The 511-nt window shown below is 35.4% G+C and carries 1 protein-coding gene; it reads right to left on the reverse strand.

All coding sequences use genetic code 11. The features are described 5' to 3' along the window. Window positions 1-511, reverse strand: a 511-nt coding sequence (locus tag IDG60_RS02275) for an arginase family protein (protein WP_481906072.1), incomplete at both ends; no start/stop codon positions are given.

The raw sequence follows: 511 nt of genomic DNA on the forward strand, positions 1-511 counted from the left end.
CATAGAAACTCCATTGTGTACCATCTCCATGATGTGCATCGGTATCTATGATTAAAACGCGTTGATTGTATTCTTTAGCTAAGTATTGTGCGGTAATTGCAATATCATTGTATATACAAAAACCACTAGCTCGACCAGGTTGAGCGTGATGCAATCCACCACCTAAGTGACAACCATTTAATACTTTGCCTGACATAATAAGATCTGCTAAAGTTAAAGCGCCTCCAACAATTGTGGCACTATGGCGGTGCATATGCTTAAATTGACTATTCTCTTCATCATTTAATCCATATTTCTTAGCCTCATCTTCACTGATAATGCCATGTGAAGCATGCTTAATTGCTTCGACGTAATCATATTTATGAATTAACATTAATTCGTCATCTGTTGCAATTCTAGGTTGTACTATTTGTTCTGGAGACAATAAATTTGCATTCAAAAGTAGCTCTGTTGTTAATTTTAAACGCATTTGATTGAAGGGATGTTGGTCATGAAATCGATATTGTAATAA

The sequence above is a fragment of the Staphylococcus sp. EG-SA-2 genome (assembly GCF_017152085.1).